This window comes from Pseudomonas nabeulensis (genome assembly GCF_004682045.1).
GTDB classification, from domain to species: Bacteria; Pseudomonadota; Gammaproteobacteria; order Pseudomonadales; family Pseudomonadaceae; genus Aquipseudomonas; species Aquipseudomonas nabeulensis.
In genome coordinates, this window is record NZ_QUZT01000027.1 from 41,853 (window position 1) to 62,596 (window position 20,744).

The window sequence follows — 20,744 nt, forward strand, 5'->3', positions numbered from 1 at the left end:
AGCAAGCTCCCTCGCCACAAAGGCATAAAGCTTTTGGCAATGGTCATTTGTGGCGCGCTGCTCAGCGCCTGCGCCATCGGCCCCGACTACAAGCGCCCGGAGATCACCGAACCGGTGCAATTCAAAGAGGCCCAGGGCTGGCGCCAAGCCACTCCAAGCGACTCTCTGGCCCGTGGTGCCTGGTGGGAGCTATACGGCGACCGTCAGCTCAATGACCTGGTGACGCGCCTGAACAACGCCAACCAGACCGTGGCCCAGGCCGAAGCGCGCTTTCGCCAGGCCCAGGCGCAGGTACGCAGCGCACGCGGTGCATTCTTCCCCACCGTGGACCTGAGTGCCGGCAAGACCCGCGCCAGCCAAGGCACCGGTAGCAGCAACGCCAGCTTGAGCAGCTCCAGCAGCGGTATCCGCGATACCCTCAACACGCAGTTGGGCGTGAGTTGGGAGGCGGATGTCTGGGGCAAGTTGCGCCGTGGCCTGGAAGCCAACGAAGCCACGGCCGAAGCCAGCTCGGCGGACCTGGCGGCGATGCGCTTGAGCCAGCAATCGGAACTGGTGCAAGACTACCTGCAACTGCGCGTCATGGATGAACAGACCCGTCTGCTGCAAGCCACCGTCGACGCTTACCAGCGCTCGCTGACCATGACCGAAAATCAATACCGCGCCGGTGTGTCCGGCAAGGACGCCATCGCCCAGGCGCAAACCCAGCTCAAGAGCACCCAGGCCAGCCTGATCGACTTGATCTGGCAGCGCGCCCAGCTGGAAAACGCCATCGCGGTATTGATCGGCGAAGCACCGGCCAACTTCAACCTGGCGGTCAGCAAGGACATTCCGGCGCTGCCGCAGATTCCGCTCAGCGTGCCGTCGCAACTGCTGGAACGTCGCCCGGACATCGCTTCGGCCGAACGCTCGGTGATTGCCGCCAACGCCAATATCGGCGTGGCCAAGGCTGCCTACTACCCGGACCTGACCTTGAGCCTGGCCGGTGGTTACTCCAGCAGCACCTACGCCGACTGGATCAGCCTGCCGAACCGCTTCTGGTCGGTGGGACCCAAAGTCGCCATGACCCTGTTCGACGGCGGCCAGCGCTCGGCCGAAGTCGACCGCAGCATCGCCAGCTATGACGAAACCGTGGCCAAGTACCGGCAGACCGTGCTGGATGGTTTCCGTGAAGTGGAAAACTACATGGTGCAGTTGAAAGTGCTGGAAGACGAAGCGGTGGTCAGCAATGAAGCGCTGGACGCGGCGCGCGAATCGCTGCGCCTTACCGAGAACCAGTACAAGGCGGGGTTGATTGCGTATCTGGATGTGGTGACGGTGCAGGCCACGGCGTTAAGCAATGAGCGCACCGTATTGACGTTGTTGCAGACGCGGTTGGTGGCCAGTGTGCAGTTGATTGCCGCGCTGGGTGGCGGTTGGGATGGGCAAACCCCGATCAGCGACAAAGATTAGAACCGAATCCAGATGCAATGGGGGAGATCCAATGTGGGAGGGGGCTTGCCCCCGATAGCGGTGGGTCAGCTAATACATGTGCTGACTGACACCCTGCTATCGGGGGCAAGCCCCCTCCCACATTTGAACCTAATTGTGTCCTGAATCTGTGGTGTTTTTGAGCCATTGGTTTGACGTCAAAAAGACAGTGATGGCTATACGCTAATAATTCAACTGTACAAGAATTATTCTCGCTACAATCGGCCGCTTTGCCACCTGGCACGGGCCTTTCAGGCCCGTCAGTCTTGAGAAGTCCCATGCTGATCGGTAGCTATTCTCCCTCCCTGGTTGTGATCTCGCTGTTCGTCGCGATCCTGGCTTCCTATACCGCGCTGGACCTGTCCGGTCGTATCGCAACGGCCAAGGGCCGCGCTGTTTATTTGTGGATGGCCGGCGGTGCCATCGCCATGGGCATTGGCGTGTGGTCCATGCATTTTATCGGCATGCTGGCGCTGCGTTTGCCGTTTGCGTTGGGCTTCGACGTGGGCATTACCGCGTTGTCGTTGCTGATCGCCATGTTGTCCAGCGGCTTTGCGTTGTGGCTGATCAGCCAGCCACGCTTGCCCGCTTGGCAGTTGGCATTTGGCGCACTGGTGATGGGCGCGGGTATCGCGGCCATGCACTACACCGGCATGGCTGCGATGCGCATGACCCCAGGCATCGACTATGACCCGACCTTGTTTGGCGTCTCATTACTGATCGCCGTTGCCGCCTCCGGCGCGGCGCTGTGGATCGCCTACAACCTGCGACGCAACACGCCGTACGTGCGCCTGATGCGGGGCGGCGCCGCGGTGATCATGGGCTTTGCCATCGTCGGTATGCATTACACCGGCATGGCCGCCGCGCAGTTCGCCGACGAGAGTTTTTGTGGTGCTGCGTTGTCCGGCTTGAGCGGTAAAGGCCTGGACAACCTGGTGGTGGTCACCAGCCTCGCAGTGCTAGCCATCGCGTTGCTCACCTCGCTGCTCGACGCGCGCCTGGAAGCACGCACGGCTGTGCTCGCGGACTCGTTGTCATTGGCTAACCAGGAGCTGACTCATCTCGCCCTGCACGACATGCTCACTGGCCTGCCCAACCGCACGTTGCTCGCCGACCGCATCCAGCAGTCCATACAGACGGTGAGAGAGAAGGGCGGTTGCTTCGCCCTGATGTTTATCGACCTGGACGGCTTCAAGCCGGTCAATGATGCGTTTGGCCATCACATGGGTGACCAGTTGTTGCGGGAAGTCGGCCTGCGCCTGCGCGAAGACCTGCGCAGCCAGGACACCCTCTCACGCATAGGCGGCGACGAGTTTGTATTGCTGGTGCAACTGACCCAGCCAGACGATGCGCTGCGCTTGGCCGAGCGCCAGGTCGGCTTGATCGACCGCGCGTTCAAGGTGGCCGAGCATGAGCTGAAGATTTCTGCCAGCGTCGGCATCGCCATGTTCCCCGGCAACGGTGGTAACCCTGATGAACTGCTGATGAACGCCGATGCGGCGATGTACCACGCCAAAGGCATGGGCAAGAACGGCTACAGCTTCTTCGATGTGTCGATGAACACCAATGCGCGTAAACAACTGCAACTGTTGCAGGATCTGCGCAATGCCATCGAGTACCAACAATTTCGCCTGTATTACCAGCCCAAGTTCGACGCGGTCAGTGGCATTCCGGTTGGCGCCGAAGCGCTACTGCGTTGGGAGCATCCGCAACAAGGCCTGTTGCTGCCGGCTACGTTTATCGAGCTGGCGGAAAAGACCGGACTGATCATTGCCATCGGCGACTGGGTACTCAATGAAGCCTGCCGCCAGATGGCGCTCTGGTACGCCCAAGGCTATGAAGATTGGCGCATTGCGGTGAACCTGTCGGCGTTGCAGTTTTGCCACGCCGGGTTGGTCAACAGTGTGGCCAAGGCCCTGGAGTGTCACCAGTTGCCGGCCAACAACCTGACCCTGGAAATCACCGAAACCACTGCCATGAGCGATGCCGATGCGAGCATGACGGTGTTGCAACAGTTGTCGGACATGGGTGTCGATCTGTCCATCGATGACTTTGGCACCGGTTACTCCAGCTTGATGTACCTCAAGCGCCTGCCGGCCAATGAGTTGAAGATCGACCGCGGGTTTGTGCGCGACCTGGAACACGACAGCGACGACGCTGCCATCGTTTCGGCCATCGTCGCCCTCGGTCAGGCGTTGGGCCTGCGCATCGTCGCAGAGGGTGTGGAGACCGACGTGCAGCAGAACTTCCTCACGCGGCTGGGCTGCAACTCGCTGCAGGGTTACCTGCTGGGCCATCCGCTGCCGGCAGACAATTTCATGGCGGATATCCAACGCGCCGAAGAAGCCGTCACGCCTGACAAAAGCCGTGCATGACGGCTATTCTTGGGCCCAGCCATACACATCAGGTTGAATCAGGAGAGCGTACGCATGGACAAAGTCGTCATCATCACCGGGGGCAGTCGTGGGATTGGCGCCGAGACGGCATTGCTGGCCGCCCGCCAGGGCTATCGTGTCTGCATCAATTACCAGTCTGACGAAGCCGCCGCCCTGAGCGTGCTTGAGAAGGTCCGCGCGTTGGGTGCACAGGCCATCGCCGTGCGTGCGGACGTAAGCATCGAAGATGAAGTGATTGGCCTGTTCAACCGCGTCGACGCGGAGTTGGGGCGCGTGACCGCGCTGGTCAATAACGCCGGCACCGTGGGGCATAAGTCGCGGGTGGACGAGATGTCCGAGTTCCGCATTCTCAAGATCATGAAGACCAACGTACTGGGGCCGATCCTGTGTGCCAAGCATGCGGTGCTGCGCATGTCGCCCAAGCATGGCGGGCAGGGCGGCAGCATCGTCAATGTGTCATCGGTGGCGGCACGGTTGGGGTCGCCGGGTGAGTATGTTGACTATGCGGCGTCCAAAGGGGCGCTGGATACCTTCACCCTGGGTCTTTCGAAAGAAGTGGCGGGTGAGGGGATTCGCGTCAATGCGGTGCGCCCCGGCTATATTTTCACGGACTTCCATGCCTTGAGCGGCGATCCTGACCGGGTCAGCAAGCTGGAATCCGGCATCCCCATGGCCCGTGGCGGGCGCCCGGATGAAGTGGCAGAGGCGATTGTCTGGTTGTTGTCGGATAAGGCCTCGTATGCCACGGGGACATTCTTGGATTTGGGGGGCGGTCGTTAGGCGACGCCATTATCAAGTCGGTAGATGGCGCAGCACTTCATAACCTTTGTAGGAGAATGCCTTTAACAGGCTGGCTTCCGAGTTATCCAGGGTGCTGTAGCCGTCGTTTGAGAAGCCGTCGATTTTACCATTGCGGCAGTGACTGCCGTTCAAGGTGCGCGGGTCCACGTTGTCGATGAACCGTAGCACCTTGTCTAGGTCGTAAGCCGCATTGGCCCTGGCCTCCAGGACCGGGTTGGCTTCGGTCCAATCGCCAACTTGCCTCTTCAAATCGTCGAGCAAGTGATAATTATCGCGGTTCTCCAAGAAATACTTGAGTACCGGGCTTTGCTCGATGATCCGTTCAGCAGAACGATGGTCTCCGGCAGGGCGTCCTTGGGGGCCCGTCATCTCGCGAATCTGGTCCTGTTCAGCCTTGCGCATGTAGTGGGGGGGAGTCGGCAGCGGCGTCAGGCCGGCGGGTGGGGAAGAAATCATGTGAAACCTCCAAGATGAGTTTCTGAAAGCGCATCCATTGATATGGGAAGTGTGCGCTCCCTTATGTGGTTCATCCTTTGGGATGGTTCCAGCTTAAAACGACCGCACAATCCGCCCCAACGTCTCCATCGCCTTCTCCGACACCTCAGTCCACGGGCTGCCATAGTTCAAGCGAATACAGTTCCTGAACCGCCGGGTCGCCGAAAAAATCGGCCCCGGCGCAATGCTGATGCCTTGCGCCAGCGCCATCTGGAACAATTTCAGCGAGTCGGTCTGCTCCGGCAATTCCAGCCACAGGAAGTAGCCACCCGCAGGCTGGCTGACCCGCGTTTGCGCGGGAAAGTAACGCGCAATCGCCGCCAGCATGGCGCTTTGTTGTTCCTCCAGCGCATAACGCAATTTGCGCAGGTGTCGGTCATAACCGCCGTGTTGCAGGTAGTCGGCAATCGCCGCCTGGGCCGGCATCGACGGGCACAGCGAAGTCATCAGCTTTAACCGTTCGACCTTCTGCGCAAAACGCCCGGCGGCTACCCAGCCCACGCGGTAGCCGGGGGCCAGGCTCTTGGCGAACGAGCCGCAATGCATCACCAGGCCTTCGGTATCGAACGCCTTGGCCGGTTTGGGCGCATGTTGGCCGTAGTACAACTCGGCGTAGACATCGTCTTCGATCAAGGGCACTTGATGGCTGCGCAGCAATTCCACCAAAGCCTGTTTTTTCGCCTCTGGCAAGGTTGCGCCCATGGGGTTCTGGAAACTGGTCATGGTCCAGCAGGCCTTGATCGGGTAGCGCTCCAGGGTTTGCGCGAGCGCGCCGAGGTCGATGCCGTCGCGCGGGTGCACAGGAATTTCCACGGCCTTGAGTTTCAAGCGCTCCAATACTTGCAGGCAGGCATAGAACGCCGGGGCTTCGATGGCCACCAGGTCGCCGGGTTCGGTGACGGCTTGCAGGCACAGGTTGAGGGCTTCGAGGGCGCCATTGGTGATCAGCAGCTCTTCCATCGGCAGCATCAGGCCACTGACCATGTAACGCAGCGCAATCTGGCGGCGCAGTTGCGGGTTGCCCGGCGACATGTCGGTGACCACCATGCGCGGGTCCATCTCACGGCCGGCGCTGGCCAGGGAGCGGGCCAGGCGCGGCAGCGGGAACAGCGTGGGGCTGGGGAATGCCGAACCGAAGGGCACGGTGTTCGGGTCTTTGATGGAATCGAGGACCGAGAACACCAGTTCGCTGACGTCCACTTCGGTGGATTCGTGCACCTGCTCACTCACCACCGGCTCGGAAAACGGGCTGGGCGCGTGGGTGTTGACGAAGTAGCCGGAACGCGGGCGTGCGCGGATCAGGCCGCGGCGCTCCAGCAGGTAATAGGCCTGGAACACCGTGGACGGACTGACGCCGTAGGTCTGGCTGGCGTAGCGCACTGAGGGCACGCGCTGGCCGGGGCCGAGGACGCCGGAGCGGATCAGTTCTGCGATGTCGTCGGCGAATTTTTCGTAGCGTTTCATGGTGGCCTTAAACAAAATTTTCAGAATGTACACGAACCGAAATGTGGGAGGGGCGGTGCGACGATTCGGCTTGCCCCCGATTGCAGTGTGTCAGCCAATGAAGCTGTAACTGATCCACCGCCATCGGGAGCAAGCTCCCTCCCACATGTGATCTCCATTGTCTGGGAAGCTTCAGCGATTCAGCGGCGCCACAAAGCGGCTGTCGGAAACGCTGTAGACCCACGGCTCATCCACATCCGTCACTTTGAAACGCAAGGTCTGCGAACTGCTCGCCGGTTTATCCGCCAGCAGTGCCACCGACACCGGCATATCGCTGATTTCCCCCGGCGCCAGGCTGATCTCAGTCTTGCCTTGCAGTTGGAAGCCGTCCGCATCCACCAATTCCACACGGTAATCCTGGCGTTGCTGGGTCTTGTTGATGACCTTGAGGCTGTAGATGTTCTCGATCTGGCCGAGGGCATTCTCACGGAACATGCCGCGGTCCTTGGTCACATCCAGCGACACCATCGGCCGTTGCACCAATGCCACCACCAACGCCGCAATCATCGCCAGCAGCACCGCACTGTAGCCGATCAGGCGCGGTCGTAGCAGGTGAGTCTTGCCGCCTTGCAGTTGATGTTCGCTGGTATAGCTCACCAGGCCTCGGGCATACCCCATCTTGTCCATGATCGAATCACAGGCGTCGATGCACGCGGCACACCCGATGCATTCCATTTGCAGGCCGTCGCGGATGTCGATGCCGGTGGGGCACACCTGCACGCACAGCTGGCAGTCGATGCAGTCACCCAGGCCGATCTCGGCAGGTTTGACGTCACGTTTGCGTGGGCCACGGTTTTCGCCTCGGGCCGGGTCATAGGAAATGGTCAGGGTGTCCTTGTCGAACATCACGCTCTGGAACCGCGCATATGGACACATATGCATGCACACCGCTTCACGCAGCCAGCCAGCGTTGATGTAAGTGGCTGCGGTGAAGAACAACACCCAGAACAGGCTGACGCCGCCCAGTTGCCAGGTCAGCAGTTCAGCGGCCAGCGGGCGGATAGGGGTGAAGTAGCCGACAAAGGTCAGCCCGGTCAGCACGCTGATACCCAGCCATAGGGTGTGCTTGGCCGAGCGCCGCGCCAGTTTGTTCAGGCTCCACGGTGCGGCGTGCAGCTTGATGCGTTGGTTGCGTTCGCCTTCGGTGACCTTTTCGCACCACATGAACAGCCAGGTGAATGAGCTTTGCGGGCAGGTGTAGCCACACCAGACGCGGCCAGCGAACACGGTGATCGCAAACAGGCCAAAGGCGCAGATGATCAACAGGGCCGATAACAGAATGAAGTCCTGCGGCCAGAACGTCGCGCCAAATACGTGGAATTTGCTTTCAGCCAGGTCCCAGAGCACCGCCTGGCGGCCGCCCCAGTTCAGCCACACGGTGCCGAAAAAGGCCAGGAACAAAAAGCCTGCGCCGGCCACGCGCAAGGTGCGGTAGAGGCCGGTGAAGCTGCGGGTATGGATCAGGTTGTCGCTGGATTTGGCCTTCACCTTCTTTGGGTGTATCGGCACAAAGGTTTCCACGGTTGGGATTCGTTCGCTCATGGTCGTTCGCTCATCAGCCTCCATCAGGCCAATGAACTATGCGCACTCGTCTGTTTGCATAACAGACTCAGCTATGGCGATAAAAAGCGGATCAGATAGACCTGCGACAATAGGCTGCACCCCTTTCTGCCAGGGGTGCGGCCTTTACGAACGCGGTGCTGATACAGATCAATCAAATCGCCGAACCAGGCTCGGTGACCTTCTTGTGCTGACGGCCATCGACCGCACCGGCGACGGTGAGGGCGTCGGCTTCCTGCTCGGTGATATACAGCCGGTCACCGTCCAGGTCGACGTAGGACATGGACTTGGGAATATCGGTATTCACCGTAACCGCCGGTGCCGGCAGGCTTTGTTCCTGGCCTTGCTCGTTGACCTTGAAGTAGCACGTCTGGTTTTCAATACGTACTGGCATGTCGGTCTCCTTTTTCTTGGGCTGGTAAAGATTAGGTTTCCGATCCGCGCCAAGTGTTCCAGGCAACTGACTGGCGGTCGTTGCTGTCCATCCTCTATGGACCTAACTGTATGGACCTAACAAAGGACGGTTTCCCATGGACGCTTGGTGGCAAGAAGTGTGGCAAACCCTGCAAGCCGAGTTCGCCGATATCGGCGATGCCAGGCAACTCACCCAGATCACCGTGCGTTTGCTCATAGCTGCCGTGCTGGGTGGCATTCTCGGGTTCGAGCGCGAGAGCAAGGGCAAGGCGGCGGGCGTGCGTACCCATATGCTGGTGGCACTGGGCGCTGCGTTGTTTGTGCTGGTGCCGCAGATGTCCGGCAGTCAGGCGGACGCCATGAGCCGGGTGCTGCAAGGGGTGATCGCCGGGATCGGTTTTTTGGGCGCCGGCACCATTCTCAAGGGCAAGGAGGACGAGGAGGGCCAGCACGTCAAGGGCCTGACCACTGCCGCGGGCCTGTGGATGACCGCCGCCATTGGGGTAGCGGCGGGCATGGGCCGTGAGTCAACCGCCGTGCTCAGTACCTTGTTGGCCCTCGCGGTGTTCAGGGTGATGCCGATGATCGTCAAACGTTTTGAGAAGGACTGACGATCACCGGGGGCATGGTCGTGGGCGGTTCCTCCACCACCGGCGGATCGGTTTCCGGCGGTTCTTTCTCCGGAATCGGCTCGGGCTCAGTGGGCGGCAGGGTCGGTTTATCGATATTCGGGTCTGGGGTTTCTGCCGGAATCGGGATATTCATCGGTGTGGCCTCCTTTGTGCTTTGCTCTATCGGTGGACAGCCGCCGGGGCGAATTGATTCCCCGCCCAATGGCGGTATATCCACCTGAACTTTTCGCGAGAGCCCGGGCTCGGACCTATGACGGCCCTGCTCAGGGAGAGCGGCGCCGTATCAGAATTCGGATCAAGCAAAGAGCGTCCACAGGGCGTAAGGGGAAGATGCTCGATGACTGCTGAAACACTGACTCCACATGAACCCGTGCTACCGCTGTCCCAGGCGCTGTTGTTGCCCAGGATTGCGATTGAAAGCACCACCCCCGTGATCGACGGCGGTGAGTTCGCCGCCAAAGCCGTGGTAGGCCAGCGCGTCAATGTCACCAGCAAAGTGTTCGCCGACGGCCACGACAAGCTTGCCGTATTGGTGCGCTGGCGTGCCCTGGCAGATGAAAGCTGGCACAGCGTGGTGATGACCGACGTGGGCAACAATGGCTGGGAGGGCGCCTTTACGGTGGCCGACCAAGGCCCCCACGAATTTTGCATCGAAGCCTGGATCGATACCTTCGCCAGTTTCTGCTACGAGCTGCGCAAGAAGCACGAGGCCGGAGTGCCGGTCAGCCTGGAATTGCAAGAAGGCCGCAGCCTGGTGCTGCAGGCCGCCGAACGTAGCGACAACGAGCTGCGCGACCGCCTGATGCTGCTGCATCATGAACTTTCCGGCCTGCTGGAAACCGAACAGGTCGCGCTGTTTTTGCACGAAGACAGTGCACACCTGATGACCCAGGCCGATCACCGCGCCTACCTGAGCATCAGTACCGTATACCCCATTGATGTGGAGCGGCCTGCCGCGTTGTTTGCCAGTTGGTACGAGCTGTTCCCGCGCTCGATCACCGACGATCCCGCGCGCCACGGTACGTTCAATGACGTGCACTCGCGCTTGTCGATGATCCATGACATGGGCTTCGATGTGCTGTATTTCCCGCCGATTCATCCCATTGGCCGCAGCCACCGCAAAGGTCCCAATAATTCTCTGACTGCCGGTCCCAATGATCCGGGCAGTCCTTATGCCATCGGCAGCGAAGACGGCGGCCATGAGGCGATTCATCCGCAACTGGGCAGCCGCGATGACTTCCGCCGCTTGGTCCAGGCCGCCGCCGACCACGGTCTGGAAATCGCCCTGGACTTCGCCATCCAATGCTCCCAGGACCACCCGTGGCTCAAACAGCATCCTGGCTGGTTCAACTGGCGCCCGGACGGCACGATCAAATACGCGGAAAACCCGCCGAAGAAATACCAGGACATCGTCAACGTCGACTTCTATGCCGCCGATGCGATTCCCAGCCTGTGGACCGAGCTGCGTGACATTGTGGTGGGCTGGGTGGAAGAGGGCGTGAAGACCTTTCGCGTCGACAACCCCCACACCAAGCCGCTGCCGTTCTGGCAATGGCTGATCAGCGATGTGCGCGCCAAGTACCCCGAGGTGATCTTCCTCGCCGAGGCCTTCACCACCCCAGCGATGATGGCGCGGCTGGGCAAGGTCGGGTATTCCCAGAGCTACACCTACTTCACCTGGCGCAATACCAAGGCCGAGTTGAGTGAGTATTTCACCCAGTTGAACGAATCGCCGTTGCGCGAATGTTTCCGGCCGAACTTTTTCGTCAACACGCCGGATATCAACCCGGGCTTCCTGCACGAATCCGGCCGCCCCGGCTTCCTGATCCGTGCCGCGCTGGCCACCATGGGCTCGGGCCTATGGGGCATGTACTCCGGTTATGAACTGTGCGAAGCCGCGCCGGTGCCGGGCAAAGAGGAATACCTGGACTCGGAGAAATACCAGATCCGCGTCCGTGACTTCACTGCGCCGGGCAACATCATCGCTGAGATCGCCCAACTCAACCGCATCCGCCGGCAAAACCCGGCGTTGCAGACGCACTTGGGCCTAAAGCTCTACAACGTGTGGAACGACAACATCCTTTATTTCGGCAAGCGCAGCGAGGATGGCAGCAACTTTATCCTCGTCGCCGTGAGCCTGGACCCCTACAACGCCCAGGAAGCGAATTTCGAGTTGCCGTTGTGGGAGCTGGGCCTGCCGGATGATGCGCAGACCCAGGGTGAAGACTTGATGAATGGCCATCGCTGGACCTGGTATGGCAAGACCCAATGGATGCGGTTGGAGCCCCATACGCCGTTTGGTATTTGGCGGATTACCCATTCCCAAGCCTGACGGCATCCGGTCTGCAATATTTAAGTGTTATCAGGAGTTTCCAATGGCGAAGAAACCCACCCCGGCCACCTTCATCAAAGACCCGCTCTGGTACAAGGACGCGGTGATCTATCAGGTTCACGTCAAATCCTATTTCGACTCCAATAACGACGGCATCGGCGACTTTCCCGGCCTGATCGCCAAGCTCGACTACATCGCCGACCTCGGCGTGAACACCATCTGGCTATTGCCGTTCTACCCCTCGCCCCGCCGTGACGATGGCTACGACATCGCCGAGTACCGTGGCGTACACAGCGACTACGGCACCATGGCCGACGCCAAGCGCTTTATCGCCGAGGCCCATAAACGCGGGTTGCGGGTGATCACGGAGCTGGTGATCAACCACACCTCCGACCAGCACCCGTGGTTCCAGCGTGCCCGCAAGGCCAAGCCTGGTTCGGCGGCGCGAGATTTTTATGTGTGGTCCGATGACGACCAAAAGTACGACGGCACCCGCATCATTTTCCTGGACACCGAAAAATCCAACTGGACCTGGGACCCGGTCGCCGGCCAGTACTTCTGGCACCGCTTCTATTCCCACCAGCCCGACCTCAACTTCGACAACCTGCAAGTGATGAAGGCCGTGCTGGGGGTGATGCGCTATTGGCTGGACATGGGCATCGACGGCCTGCGCCTGGATGCCATCCCGTATCTGATCGAGCGCGACGGCACCAACAACGAAAACCTCCCGGAAACCCACGACGTACTCAAGCAGATCCGCGCCGAAATCGACGCCCATTACCCCGACCGCATGCTGCTGGCCGAAGCCAATCAGTGGCCGGAGGACACCCAGCTCTACTTCGGCGACAAAAAGGGCGATGACGGTGACGAATGCCATATGGCCTTTCACTTCCCGCTGATGCCGCGCATGTACATGGCGCTGGCCCAGGAAGATCGCTTTCCCATCACCGACATTCTGCGCCAGACCCCGGAGATTCCGGCCAATTGCCAGTGGGCGATCTTCCTGCGCAACCACGATGAATTGACCCTGGAAATGGTCACCGACAAAGAACGCGACTACCTGTGGAATTACTACGCCGCCGACCGCCGCGCCCGTATCAACCTGGGCATTCGTCGCCGTCTCGCGCCGTTGATGGAGCGTGACCGCCGCCGTGTGGAACTGCTCAATAGCCTGCTGCTGTCGATGCCCGGCACGCCGACCCTGTATTACGGCGATGAAATCGGCATGGGCGACAATATCTACCTCGGCGACCGCGACGGTGTGCGCACGCCGATGCAATGGTCCATCGACCGTAACGGCGGTTTCTCCCGCGCCGACCCGGCCAGCCTGGTGCTGCCGCCGATCATGGACCCGCTGTATGGCTATCAATCGGTCAACGTCGAGACCCAGACGCAAGACCCTCATTCGTTACTGAACTGGACCCGGCGCATGCTGGCGGTGCGCAAGCAGTCCAAGGCATTTGGCCGGGGCAGCCTGAAAATGCTCTCGCCGAGCAACCGGCGCATTCTGGCGTATACACGGGAGTTCACCGCCGAAGACGGGCGTAGCGAGATTATCCTGTGTGTGGCCAACGTGTCTCGCAGTGCCCAGGCGGCTGAGTTGGACCTGTCGGCATTTGCTGGCATGGTCCCGGTGGAGATGCTCGGCGGTAACGCGTTTCCGCCTATCGGCCAGCTGAATTTCCTGCTGACCCTGGCACCCTACGGTTTCTATTGGTTTGTGCTGGCGGCCGAAAACCAGATGCCCAGCTGGCATGTGGAACCGGCGCAAAGCATGCCGGACTTCACCACATTGGTCTTGAAAAAACGCATGGAAGAGCTGTTGGAGGAGCCCAGCCGCACCACGCTCGAGCAGACCTCGCTGCCGGCCTGGCTGCCGAAACGGCGCTGGTTTGCCGGTAAGGATGCGGCCATCGACAGCGTGCATATCGCCTACGGCGTGCGCTTCGGTGACCCGCAGCATCCGGTGTTGCTCAGTGAGATCGACGTGAACAGTGGCGGTCAGGTCAGTCGCTATCAGCTGCCTTTGGGGTTCCTCGGCGAAGACCAGTTCACCAGCGCCTTGCCGCAACAACTGGCCCTGGCGCGGGTAAGGCGCGTGCGCCAGGTGGGCTTGGTGACGGATGCGTTCAGCCTTGAGCCCTTTATCCGCGCCGTCATCCAGGGGTTGCAGGCCGGCACGCTGTTGCCGACCGGTGAGGGCGACCTGCGCTTTGAGTCCACGGCGCACCTTGCCCCGTTGCAACTGACCGACGATTGCGAAGTGCGTTACCTGTCGGCCGAACAATCCAACAGTTCGGTGGTGGTGGGCGAAAGCCTGGTGCTCAAGCTGATTCGCAAAGTCGCCAGCGGGGTCCACCCGGAGCTGGAAATGAGTGCCTACCTGACCGCCGCCGGTTACCCGAATATCTCGCCACTGCTGGGCTCGGTGATGCGTCGCGACGGCGCCGGGCAAGACAATCTGCTGATGATCGCCCAGGGCTACCTGAGCAATCAGGGCGACGCTTGGGCCTGGACGCAAAACAGCCTGGAGCGGGCGATTCGCGATGAGCTGGCCGAGGTCGTGTCCGAGCAGGAGCAGCATTACAACGCCTTGGGCGAGCTCAAGGACTTTGCCGGTCTGCTGGGCCAACGCTTGGGTGAAATGCATGAGGTTCTGGGTGCAAACACTCCCGACAAGGACTTCAAACCCGAAGTCACCACGGTCAAGGATACGCAAGCCTGGGCCAAGGACGTGGGCGCGCAGATCGACCGCGCCCTGCAATTGCTCAAGCTGCATCAAACCCAGTTGAACCCTGCGGATCAGGCGTTGGTCAGTGAATTGCTGGCGCAGAAAAAAGCCATCACCGCTCACGTCCAAGCCTTGGCGAAAGCCACGGTTGGCGGATTGCGCATCCGGGTCCATGGTGATTTGCATCTGGGCCAGGTCTTGGTGGTGAAGGGCGATGCCTACTTGATCGACTTTGAAGGCGAGCCGGCGCGCCCGCTGCACGAACGGCGCGGCAAGCACAGCCCCTATAAAGATGTGAGTGGTGTGTTGCGTTCGTTCGACTACGCAGCGGCGATGGCGTTGAACGTGCACGGAGTGGACCAATCGCCCGAAGCGGGCCAGGCACGCAAGCGCGTGACCGACCGTTATCTGAACGAAGCACGCCAGGCATTTATCCAGGCTTATCAGGCAGCTACGTCTACACTGGCGCATGACTGGCAGGAAGCCAAAGGCCAGGACGCCGCGCTGACGTTGTTCAGCCTGGAGAAGGCCGCGTACGAAGTGGCCTACGAAGCGGAAAACCGCCCGAGCTGGTTGCCGGTGCCCTTGCAAGGGTTGCACGGCTTGCTGCGGGGGGTGAAACCTATAACGAATACTGCACGCGGTGGGGAAACGTCATGAGTTTTACAAGTAAGGAACCGCTGCACGCGAAGTTGACCGCATTGCCGGCGTCCAGGGATGTCGAAGCGCTGGTGCGCGCTGAACACCACGATCCGTTTTCGATTCTCGGGCCCCATGAGGACGGGCAGGGCGGCCAGTTTATCCGCGCGTTTCTGCCAGAGGCTCTGAGTGTCCAAGTGCTGGCCCGCGACAGCAGCGAACCGATCGGCAGCCTGGAGGCTACCCAGGTGCCGGGCTTGTTTGTCGGCCAGTTCCCCCAGCGCCAGGCGTATCTGCTCAAGATCCAATGGGCCGGCGGTGAGCAGATCACCGAAGATCCCTACAGTTTCAACCAATTATTGCTAGGGGAAATGGACCTGTACCTGTTTGCCGAAGGCAATCACCGCGACCTCGGCAGTTGCCTGGGGGCCCAGGTGACCAGCGTCGATGGCGTGCAGGGCGTGCGTTTTGCCGTCTGGGCGCCGAATGCACGGCGGGTGTCGGTGGTGGGCGATTTCAATATCTGGGACGGGCGCCGCCATCCGATGCGTCTGCGGCATCCGTCTGGCGTATGGGAGATCTTTATCCCGCGCCTGCAACCGGGCGCGGCCTACAAGTACGAGATCCTCGGGGCCAATGGCATCCTGCCGCTTAAAGCTGACCCCGTGGCGCTGGCCACGCAGTTGCCGCCGGATACCGCTTCCAAGGTGGCCGAACCGTTGCAAGTGCAGTGGCAGGACCACGAGTGGATGCAGGCGCGGGTCGAGAAACAAAAGACCAGCGCGCCGCTGTCCATCTATGAACTGCACGTGGGCTCCTGGCAAGCCGAGTTGGACGAGGCAGGCGAAGTGGCCCGCCAGTACAACTGGCGCGAGCTGGCCGAGCGCTTGATCCCGTATGTGCAGCAATTGGGCTTCACCCATATCGAGCTGATGCCGATCATGGAGCACCCCTTTGGCGGCTCTTGGGGATACCAGGCGCTGTCACAATTTGCGCCCACGGCGCGGTTTGGCTCGCCCGAAGACTTTGCCTACTTTGTTGACGCCCTGCATCGGGCCGATATCGGCGTGATTCTTGACTGGGTGCCGGCGCATTTTCCTACCGATACCCACGGCCTGGCCCAGTTTGACGGCACGGCGCTGTATGAGTACGCCAACCCGCTGGAAGGCTTTCACCAGGACTGGGACACGCTGATCTACAACCTGGGGCGCACCGAAGTGCACGGCTTTATGCTGGCCTCGGCGTTGCACTGGCTTAAACATTTCCATGTCGACGGCCTGCGCGTCGATGCGGTGGCCTCGATGCTCTACCGCGACTATTCGCGCAAGGCGGGCGAATGGGTGCCTAACCGGCATGGGGGGCGTGAGAACCTGGAGGCCATCGACTTCCTGCGGCATCTCAACGACGTGGTGGCTCAGGAAGCGCCGGGCGCACTGGTGATCGCCGAGGAATCCACCGCCTGGCCGGGCGTGAGCCAGTCTACCCAGCAGGGCGGTCTGGGGTTCAATTACAAATGGAACATGGGCTGGATGCATGACTCCCTGCATTACATCCAGCAAGACCCGGTGTACCGCGCCCATCATCACAACGAACTGAGCTTTGGCCTGGTGTATGCCTGGTCCGAACGTTTTATCCTGCCGATTTCCCACGATGAAGTGGTGCACGGCAAGCACTCGCTGATCGACAAGATGCCTGGCGACCGCTGGCAGAAGTTTGCCAACCTGCGGGCGTATCTGTCGTTCATGTGGATGCACCCGGGTAAGAAACTGTTGTTCATGGGCTGCGAATTCGGCCAATGGCGCGAGTGGAACCACGACCAGCAACTGGACTGGTATCTGTTGCAATACGCCGAGCACAAAGGCGTGCAGAAGTTGGTCGGCGACTTGAACCGCCTGTACCGCGAAGAGCCGGCCCTGCACGAGCAGGACGACGCGCCCCAGGGCTTCCAGTGGCTGATCGGCGACGATGCGATCAACAGCGTCTACGCTTGGCTGCGCTGGAGCAAGGACGGCAAGCCGGTGCTGGTGGTGGCCAACTTCACGCCCGTGCCCCGTGAGGCGTATTCGGTGGGGGTGCCCTTTGCGGGCCGCTGGAGCGAGGTCATCAACAGCGATGCCGACCTGTATGCAGGCTCCAACTACGGTAACGGGGGTGAGGTGTTCACCCAGGATGAGCCGCGCCATGGGCAGCCGGTGTCGCTGTCGTTGAATCTGCCGCCGCTGGGCGTGCTGATTCTGCGGCCTGGGCCACTTTAAAGGCTCTACCGTGCTGGATTCTGTTGTCCGCGCTACTGGCAGGGTGCCACAATGGCGCCTTTGTCGTGGCAGTCGAAGCAGGCGGTTTTCATGAATGGCCTTGGGCGTGGGCAGGACCAGGATTGTTTTATCGAAGAGCAGGTGCGAACCGACCGTTTGCACCAGCTGTTTCGTCAGTCATTTGCGGCGATTTTCGGCAGCTACCTCGGCGCGGTCATGCTCTGCTGGCTGTGCTGGGACCGGTTTGACCATCAGGTCATCCTGATCTGGCTGGTTGCCCTGGCGATTTCGACCTTGCTGCGCCTCAAGATGTTCATGGAATGGTTCCGCTGCCCCCATGACGAGCGTACCCCGGACCGCTGGGAGCGGCGCTATTGGATCACGCTGATGCTGTCGGCCGGGATCTGGGGCGTTGGCGCTTTGGCGGTGATGCCCACCGACGACCGGCTGTCCCAAGCCCTGGTCATGCTGTTTACCGTGGGCATGTCGGTGAGCGCGGTGTCGTGTTATTCGGCTTATCGCTACATGACGCTGGGCTCTATGGCCCTGGTGCTGTTGCCGTGCACCTTGTGGCTGCTGTTCCAGCCCTCGTCGATGCAAGTGGGCGTGGCCATCGCCGTCCTGGTGTTTTCCTCCTTTGTGGTCAGTGCCACGCGCAAGTTGTCCGATGCCCTGGAAAAAGCCTTTCGCCTGACACGGCAAATGGAACGCGCCCACAACATCTCTACCCGTGCCGCACAGACCGATGAGCTCACCGGCCTGATGAACCGCCGTGCATTCTTCGAACATGCCCATGTGCTGTACGCCCAGTGTCGCCATAACCAGCAGCCGTTGTGCGCGCTGATGATGGACATGGATCACTTCAAGGAAATCAACGACACCTACGGCCACCAGGCGGGTGACCAGGTGTTGCGCCAGATTGGCGGGGTGATCAGTGCCTCATTTCGTCAGGCCGACGTGTATGGCCGCCTGGGGGGCGAGGAGTTTGCGGTGTTGCTGCCGAATACGTCGCTGGAAACCGCGAGGGATATCGCCGAGCAACTGGTCAAGGCGATTTCCGGCCTGGCCGCCGAGCCTGTGCATGGGCTGACCGCCAGTCTTGGCGTGGCGTCTACCCACGCCTTGGATCAAGACCTGCACGGCCTGATGAATACCGCCGACAAAGCGCTCTACCGTGCCAAGGCCCAGGGCCGTAACCAGGTGGCGGTGGCGGAGTAGGGCTCAGTCGCGCAGCATGGCCTTGGCCAATGCCCGCGCCACCTGATCGGCGGAGTAGGGCTTGGCGAGGAATTCAAACCCTTCATAGCCACTGTCGGCCAGCTCTTCGCTGTAGCCAGAGGTGAGCACCACCGGCAAATCCGGGCGCCGTTCGCGCAACAGCTTGACCATGGCCACGCCGGTCATTCCCGGCATCACCACGTCCGAGAAAATCCCGTCGAATGCCAGGGCATCCGGCCCTGCCAGCGCCAGTGCCTGCTCAGCGTCCGTGGCCCAGGTGGTCTGGTAGCCCAGGTCCTGCAGGATCTGATTGGCAAAGCGGCCAACTTCCAGATTGTCTTCGACGATAAGGATATGGCGCAGGGCCGTGTCCTGGACCGGGCCGTGATCGTCCTGGGCCAAGCAGGGTTGTGCAGGTTCAGCCGCCACCAGGGGCAGATACAGGGTAAACACCGTGCCCTGGCCGAGGGTGCTGGCCACATCGACGTTGCCGCCGGACTGCTTGGCAAACCCGAACACCTGGGACAGTCCCAAGCCGGTCCCTTTGCCGACGGCCTTGGTGGTGAAGAACGGTTCGAAGATGCGCTCGACGTTATCCCGCGTAATCCCACTGCCGGTATCGGCCAGGGAGATGGCGACAAACGGCTGCTGCGACTGGGCATCGCCACGGATGCTGGGCAGCCCGAGCACATTGCTGACATGCAAGGTCAGGGTGCCCTGGCCCTCCATCGCATCGCGGGCATTGAGGGCGATATTGATCAGCGCTGTTTCAAATTGGCTGGAGTCGACGCGCACATGGCTGGGGCGTTCAGGCAACAGCACCCGCACGCGGATACGCGCGCCAGTGACGCTTTCGAGCATCTCGCCGATATTGTTCACGCGCAGGCCGACATCAAAGACTTCCGGGTTGAGCGGCTGACGGCGAGCGAAGGCGAGCAATTGGCTGGTGAGCTTGCTGGCGCGCTCGACGGTATCCGACACGGCACCCATGTAGCGCTGGCGGCGTTCTTCGGACAGCCCAGGTTGGCGTAGAAAATCCACCGAAGAACGAATGATCGTCAGCAGGTTGTTGAAGTCGTGGGCGACACCGCCGGTCAATTGGCCGATGGCTTCCAGTTTTTGCGATTGACGCAGGGCGGCTTCAGCCTGGGTGAGGGCGATGGTGCGTTCTTCCACCCGTTGTTCCAGGGTCGCATTCAGTTCGGTGTAGGCCGCCAAGCCCTCGCGTACGGCCGCATCGGCACGCACCCGCTCAATATGCGCCCACGAACGTTCGGTGACCTCCCCCAGCAGTGCCAGGTCGTAGGGGGACCAGGTGCGTGCGGTCTTGTGATGCACCGCCATCAGCGCCGTGAGCTTGCCGTTTTTGATCAGCGGAAAGCACACCGTGGCCAAGGCGCCGAGGGCCTGGTAGCTGGCCGCCTCTCGCGGAGGAAATTCAACGCGGTTGTCCTGCACCACCAGCGGCTCGCCGGCACGCAGTTGCCGCACTGCCCGCGCGCCAAACGCGGCCAGGCTATAGCGCCCGACGATGCTCGGCGAGCCTGGCGCCGCCCAGTTGCCGCGAATGGTGAAGCCGTCTTCGTCGGCGTCCATGTCGGCGTAGGCACAATTGGACACTTGCAAGTGTTCGGCCAGCAGGCGCGTGGTGGTGGTCATGATGGCTTCGGCGTCGGTGGCGTTGGCCACGGCGCTGCCGACGGCATCAAGCACCGCCAGACGACGGGCGAGGAATACGGTGGTGGTGGTTTCTGTCACCGTGTCCAGCAGGCCGACGACCTTGCCCTGAGGGTCGCGGATCGGGCTGTAGCAAAAGGTGAAATACGCCTGCTCAGGCCCGGCGCCGCGCTCGATCAGGAGCGGGAAATTCTCAATGTAGGTGGCGTGCCCTTCGAAGGCGGCATCGGCGATAGGGCTGATCTGGTCCCAGGCCTCGTGCCACACGTCGCTGAACGAGCGGCCCAATGCGTAGGGCTTGTCCCCCAGGATCGGAATAAAGGCGTCGTTGTAGAGCATGGTCAGCTGTGGCCCCCAAACGATGGCCTGGGGGAAGCTGGAGGCAAAGCACAGTGCGACGGTGGTCTTGAGCACGTCGGGCCAGTGTTCCAACGGCCCCAGGGGAGTGCTGGCCCAATCATGCTGGCGAACCCGCTCAGCCATGTCGCTGCTGCTTTGCAGCCAATTCATCATTGGGAAAACACCTTGTTCAGCACGGTCTGTTTGAAGCCTGGATGGAGCAGGCTAACAAGCTACAGACCGGTAAGGCCGCTGGCAGTTCAGCGGGATTACCGATGAGAT

The 20,744-nt window shown here is 61.1% G+C and carries 14 protein-coding genes; 8 read left to right on the forward strand and 6 right to left on the reverse strand.

Features of this window, described 5'->3' with window-relative positions:
* Positions 1 to 39: 39 nt before the first annotated feature.
* The 3 genes from DYL61_RS15615 to DYL61_RS15625 all read left to right on the forward strand — a co-directional run bounded on the left by DYL61_RS15615 (position 40) and on the right by DYL61_RS15625 (position 4,646).
* A complete protein-coding gene (locus DYL61_RS15615; protein WP_238704568.1) occupies positions 40 to 1,452 on the forward strand; it encodes an efflux transporter outer membrane subunit in 1,413 nt (470 codons plus the stop codon).
* A gap of 296 nt (positions 1,453 to 1,748) precedes the next feature.
* Positions 1,749 to 3,845, forward strand: coding sequence for a putative bifunctional diguanylate cyclase/phosphodiesterase (locus DYL61_RS15620; protein ID WP_135309053.1), 2,097 nt, complete (start codon positions 1,749 to 1,751; stop codon positions 3,843 to 3,845).
* Positions 3,846 to 3,899: 54 nt separating this feature from the next.
* Complete coding sequence (locus DYL61_RS15625; RefSeq protein ID WP_135309054.1) at positions 3,900 to 4,646, forward strand: SDR family oxidoreductase; 747 nt, start codon at positions 3,900 to 3,902, stop codon at positions 4,644 to 4,646.
* A 12-nt stretch (positions 4,647 to 4,658) separates the two neighbouring features.
* Here DYL61_RS15625 and DYL61_RS15630 read toward each other — a convergent pair whose 3' ends face one another.
* The 4 genes from DYL61_RS15630 to DYL61_RS15645 form a co-directional block, all read right to left on the reverse strand.
* The gene (locus DYL61_RS15630; RefSeq protein ID WP_238704567.1) at positions 4,659 to 5,123 is read right to left on the reverse strand and encodes a hypothetical protein; all 465 of its coding nucleotides are present in this window, start codon (positions 5,121 to 5,123) and stop codon (positions 4,659 to 4,661) included.
* A gap of 93 nt (positions 5,124 to 5,216) precedes the next feature.
* Entirely contained in the window at positions 5,217 to 6,626 is a 1,410-nt protein-coding gene (mapR, locus tag DYL61_RS15635) for a GntR family transcriptional regulator MpaR (RefSeq protein ID WP_135309055.1), read from the reverse strand.
* Between the two features lie 171 nt (positions 6,627 to 6,797).
* Positions 6,798 to 8,207, reverse strand: a complete 1,410-nt coding sequence (gene ccoG, locus DYL61_RS15640) for a cytochrome c oxidase accessory protein CcoG (RefSeq protein ID WP_135309056.1) — start codon at positions 8,205 to 8,207, stop codon at positions 6,798 to 6,800.
* Positions 8,208 to 8,379: 172 nt separating this feature from the next.
* Positions 8,380 to 8,619: a DUF3203 family protein gene (locus DYL61_RS15645; RefSeq protein ID WP_135309057.1), complete on the reverse strand. Its 240-nt coding sequence runs from the start codon at positions 8,617 to 8,619 to the stop codon at positions 8,380 to 8,382.
* Between the two features lie 136 nt (positions 8,620 to 8,755).
* On the opposite strand from DYL61_RS15645, the gene DYL61_RS15650 reads away from it, so the two are divergent.
* Positions 8,756 to 9,250 (forward strand): MgtC/SapB family protein, encoded by a 495-nt coding sequence (locus DYL61_RS15650; protein WP_135309058.1) that lies wholly within the window; start codon positions 8,756 to 8,758, stop codon positions 9,248 to 9,250.
* Here the strand turns inward: DYL61_RS15650 and DYL61_RS31285 are convergent.
* Positions 9,228 to 9,404, reverse strand: a complete 177-nt coding sequence (locus DYL61_RS31285) for a hypothetical protein (RefSeq protein WP_167497967.1) — start codon at positions 9,402 to 9,404, stop codon at positions 9,228 to 9,230. The genes DYL61_RS15650 and DYL61_RS31285 overlap by 23 nt on opposite strands.
* Before the next feature lie 204 nt (positions 9,405 to 9,608).
* Here DYL61_RS31285 and DYL61_RS15655 point away from each other — a divergent pair, with 204 nt between their 5' ends.
* Genes DYL61_RS15655 through DYL61_RS15670 form a run of 4 tightly spaced genes read left to right on the forward strand, consistent with a single transcriptional unit; the run spans position 9,609 to position 18,446 of the window.
* The gene (locus DYL61_RS15655) at positions 9,609 to 11,603 is read left to right on the forward strand and encodes an alpha-1,4-glucan--maltose-1-phosphate maltosyltransferase (protein WP_135309059.1); all 1,995 of its coding nucleotides are present in this window, start codon (positions 9,609 to 9,611) and stop codon (positions 11,601 to 11,603) included.
* Positions 11,604 to 11,646: 43 nt separating this feature from the next.
* Positions 11,647 to 14,994, forward strand: a complete 3,348-nt coding sequence (gene treS, locus DYL61_RS15660; protein WP_135309060.1) for a maltose alpha-D-glucosyltransferase — start codon at positions 11,647 to 11,649, stop codon at positions 14,992 to 14,994.
* Complete coding sequence (gene glgB, locus DYL61_RS15665) at positions 14,991 to 17,228, forward strand: 1,4-alpha-glucan branching protein GlgB (protein WP_135309061.1); 2,238 nt, start codon at positions 14,991 to 14,993, stop codon at positions 17,226 to 17,228. Before treS ends, glgB begins: the two co-directional genes overlap by 4 nt.
* A 51-nt stretch (positions 17,229 to 17,279) precedes the next feature.
* Complete coding sequence (locus DYL61_RS15670) at positions 17,280 to 18,446, forward strand: GGDEF domain-containing protein (RefSeq protein WP_135309062.1); 1,167 nt, start codon at positions 17,280 to 17,282, stop codon at positions 18,444 to 18,446.
* Positions 18,447 to 18,449: 3 nt separating this feature from the next.
* Here the strand turns inward: DYL61_RS15670 and DYL61_RS15675 are convergent, their stop codons facing one another.
* Entirely contained in the window at positions 18,450 to 20,636 is a 2,187-nt protein-coding gene (locus DYL61_RS15675; protein WP_135309063.1) for a GAF domain-containing protein, read from the reverse strand.
* Positions 20,637 to 20,744: the final 108 nt, after the last annotated feature.